Genomic DNA, 3,590 nt, shown 5'->3' with positions numbered 1-3,590 from the left:
GCCGTGCTCGGCTTCCTGCGCGAGACCGTGCCTCGCCGGTTCGACGAGTTCTCGTCGACTATCACCGACAATTTCCGCGTCATCGACCCGAAGGATTTTCGGATCCTCGCGTGACACCGCTATAATCTATCGGCTTAGCGTAGGATTTCGGGAAAATCCTCTGCTGACCCCTTATGGTTCGGCGCGCCTGGCCCTCGCTCCTTCGGACGCACCAATGCCGCCGCTGCAATTCACAGACGAAGAAATGGCCCTGCTGCGCGAGCTCGCCGAGCCGATTCCCTATCGCCAGCGGCAGGAGTTTTTGTCCACGGTCGCGCAGGAGCTGGCGAACCGCCCGCAACGCGGGGCCGGCGTGGTTTTTGACGTCGCGCGGGAGGTTCAGCGCGGGTTCGTCGTCGAAGCGCGGTGGACCCCGCCCGAGCGCGAGACGTCCGGCGCGCCGCGCCTGGCGCGGGGGCGCGCGCCGTTTACGCGGTGATCGGGCCGCCAAACCGATCGGGAACCTCTCCCCACCGTGGCGGGAGGTTCCGCCAGGCGGGCCGCTGAGCCGCCTCGCGCCAGGCCCGGGCCCCGGGGCCGCCGGCGCGCGAAAGGCCGCCCCTGCGCCCGCCCTGGGGCCGGCGATCACGCGGGCTTGGCGAGAAGTTGTTTGCTAAAGCTGTCCCCCGACGGGACAGCTTTCTTGCCCCTGCCGCCGCGACCAGCGCGCGCCACAGCCATTCCGGCGCGGCGTGGATTTCGACGAGCTGTGAAAAACAGTCGATTTCGATATCGAAATCTGCGGCCCCCGCCACCCTTGCCGCCATAACTTCCCGGTTCACTGTAGCGTGCGCCCGTCCGACGCTTGCGGCACAGGCCTTGACGTCCATCTTGCTGCGCAGCGCATGGCGCCCGCGCTCGATCGGCGTCAGCTCGCTCTGCGCATTGGCGGTGACGAGCAGCATGTACGCGGACTCGTCGTCGAGAATTCTCCTCGATCCATGTCCTTAAGCCCACTTGCAGATCACGCGGGCGCGAGACAGGTCGCCCGCATCAATTGTTGAGATTTCCAACAATTGGTTGCCGCCGCGCTTGTATTTGATCGGCTCCGGGTAGGCGATGGCGATCAGGATCGCCCGCCGCCCAGCGTTGAGATGCCGGCGGCGAATGTTCTCGCTGACGATGGCGGCTTTCGATCGCGCTCTTGTGTTGCCGCTTTAGTAACATATATGATACTGGCCGCTCATGCCCCAGACGCGTGAGTACGAGGACAGCAACGGCCAAAGCCCCTTCGCCTCGTGGTTCGACGCCCTGGACGACCGCGCCGCCGCTAAGGTCGCCCGATCGGTGGCGAAGCTCGAGGCCGGCCTCAAGCCGGACGTGAAGTCGGTCGGAAAAGGCGTCCATGAGGCCAGAATCGACTTCGGACCCGGCTACCGGGTCTATTTGGCCTTCGACGGCAAGGAGCTGATCCTTCTCCTCGGCGGCGGCCAGAAGCACGGGCAGGACGACGACATCGCCGCCGCCCAGGAACGATGGAGCGACTACAAACAACGCAAACGGGCCCACGGCCCGTGAGGAGCGCGCCATGCCTCTGACCAGAGATTTCCGCGAGACCGTGACGGCGCGAGCCGCCCGCGACCCCGCCTTCAAAACCGCCCTTCTGACCGAGGCGCTGCAAGCGCTCCTCGAGGGCGAAGTCGCGCCCGGCCTGATCCTCCTGCGCGATTGCATCAACGCCACCGTCGGCTTCGGCGCGCTGAGCAAGGAAACGCGCATCCCCGAAAAGAGCCTGATGCGGATGGTGGGGCCGCGCGGAAATCCGACCGCGAGCAATCTGTTCGCGATGGTGGCCGCGCTCCAGCACAAAACCCACACGCAAGCCCACGTCGAGATGGCGCGCCGCCTCGACGCCATGACCGACGACGACATCGCCAAAGCCGTCGCCGGCGACCCCGACGCCGCGCCGCTCAATGCCGACCTGGAAGCGGCGAAACGACGTACGGCCGAAGCACGACGTACGGCCGAAACAAAACTCGAGGACCTCAAAGAGGACCTCAAAAAAGCCGCCGCCAACGCGCACGCCGCCAAACGCCCCGCGCCCGCGAAAAAGCACGCGTGACGCACCTATGGCGTCTACAAACCGCGAGGATGATCTTTCGAAAGCTTGCGCGAAGGTGGGGCGTTTCCTGCATGACTTCGCGCTCGTAGAGCAGGAGATTAATGGTGGTATCGTCCAAATTCTGGACCTGAAAGGGACCGCAGCGGACGTGATCGCCAATAGCTTAGACTTCATCCGCAAGGTTAACCTGTTCCGAACCGTCGCCCTGGAAACGGCTCCGGAGCCGGAGAAGGAAGGCGTCGGGAAGCTTTTCAGCGCCATCGCGGCGCAGAACGACGACCGCATCCTCATGGCGCACAGTACGTTCGAACTGGCGGCCGACGATGGCGTTCAGTTTAGGCGCACCGTCGCCAAGGACGGCAAGATAAAGAAGGAGGACCCGCTCTGGACGAAGCAGAAATTCGAACATTCCTACAATCGGCTGCATGATTATCCGGGAGAAGCTCACGAAACTACGTCCGCGCCTGACGCTCAGCGAGGAAAGCAAGACGCAGCTATTCTCCAATTATCCCTACTACACGCGCGCCGCGTCGCTTTATATGAACCAAGCGACCAACGCGCCGCTGCCCTTGCGGCAAGCTGAAATCGATCAGCAAAACAAGTAGCGCGGTTGCCAGGGCCGCGGGCGCGGCAACGCCTCAGCGTCTCGGGCCGACCTGCCCGGCGGCTCCGGTCTGCGCGGAATTGCTCGCCCCCTCAAGCGGCCTTGTAGAGCGCGCAGGACGCCCGCGACGCCCTCGTGGCTGATCCGGACCCCCTTTGTCGCGCAGCATCTAAAGCGGGTCTGATTCACTCTTGGTGCAGGCTGTGGCATAAGGGAGAAGCGAACTTCCTGAAATTGCTGGAGATGCGGATAGTTTCATTCGCGTCGGTCACGATGTTGAGCTGTGCCGCCCAACCAGAGAGGATTGTCTCGCGTTCTCAGCCGGTTACGGCATGTCCTCGCCGTCACTTTGCACCAAGAGTGAATCAGACCCCAGTTAACGACTGCCCGACAGCCTCTGCCAACGGCTCGACTCGGCCTTGTCACACCAAGGTCGGCGAGGGTCGGGGCCCTCCGTGGTCGCAGCGTGCTACCACCAGGGCGATGCTCGCTGGCCTTCGTTCTTGCAAGAATAGCCACGGGAAGACCCGGCCGCCCAGTGAGTTTTTCATGACAATATCTCCACGGTTAGCTGTTGTACGTGCTTCTGCGCGAATAATTCTCTCGGTCAGATTTAATATTTCGCATCCTGTATTTCTTAAACGGTGTTATTACGCATTTATAGGGCGAGTTCCCAACGGTTGGAAGCGTCGTCCGGAAACATAGCGTGGAGGATTCAATTCGATGATCCGCTCGACCGAGAATGATAATAGTCTTGAGGACGTGTTCAAAGCTCAGATCGCTGGAGGCTTCTGGCCTAGCTCAGAAGACGGAATACGTCTAATGGAAGCCTTTGTCTGCATTAGAAGTCCAGAGCGCCGTCAGTCTGTTCTAGAATACGCTCTC

Annotated in this window: 5 protein-coding genes; 4 read left to right on the top strand and 1 reads right to left on the bottom strand. The window is 62.3% G+C overall.

From position 1 onward, the window contains the following. Positions 1-244 precede the first annotated feature (244 nt). The gene (locus ACLP25_RS13540) at positions 245-478 is read left to right on the top strand and encodes a hypothetical protein (protein WP_442469712.1); all 234 of its coding nucleotides are present in this window, start codon (positions 245-247) and stop codon (positions 476-478) included. Here the strand turns inward: ACLP25_RS13540 and ACLP25_RS13535 are convergent. Beyond that, positions 468-944, bottom strand: coding sequence for a hypothetical protein (locus tag ACLP25_RS13535; protein ID WP_442469711.1), 477 nt, complete (start codon positions 942-944; stop codon positions 468-470). The genes ACLP25_RS13540 and ACLP25_RS13535 overlap by 11 nt on opposite strands. A 280-nt stretch (positions 945-1,224) precedes the next feature. Here ACLP25_RS13535 and ACLP25_RS13530 point away from each other — a divergent pair, with 280 nt between their 5' ends. Genes ACLP25_RS13530 through ACLP25_RS13520 form a run of 3 tightly spaced genes read left to right on the top strand, consistent with a single transcriptional unit; the run spans position 1,225 to position 2,684 of the window. Next, positions 1,225-1,557 carry a type II toxin-antitoxin system RelE/ParE family toxin gene (locus tag ACLP25_RS13530; RefSeq protein WP_442469710.1) on the top strand — a complete coding sequence of 111 codons (333 nt, stop codon included), beginning with the start codon at positions 1,225-1,227 and terminating at the stop codon, positions 1,555-1,557. A gap of 10 nt (positions 1,558-1,567) precedes the next feature. Continuing rightward, positions 1,568-2,101 (top strand): hypothetical protein, encoded by a 534-nt coding sequence (locus ACLP25_RS13525; RefSeq protein ID WP_442469709.1) that lies wholly within the window; start codon positions 1,568-1,570, stop codon positions 2,099-2,101. Between the two features lie 7 nt (positions 2,102-2,108). After that, complete coding sequence (locus tag ACLP25_RS13520) at positions 2,109-2,684, top strand: hypothetical protein (RefSeq protein ID WP_442469708.1); 576 nt, start codon at positions 2,109-2,111, stop codon at positions 2,682-2,684. Positions 2,685-3,590 lie beyond the last annotated feature (906 nt).

Origin of the sequence: Roseiarcus sp. (assembly GCF_052145395.1) — a bacterium.
Classification (GTDB): Bacteria; Pseudomonadota; Alphaproteobacteria; order Rhizobiales; family Beijerinckiaceae; genus Roseiarcus.
This window is presented reverse-complemented; position numbering and strand designations above follow the sequence as displayed.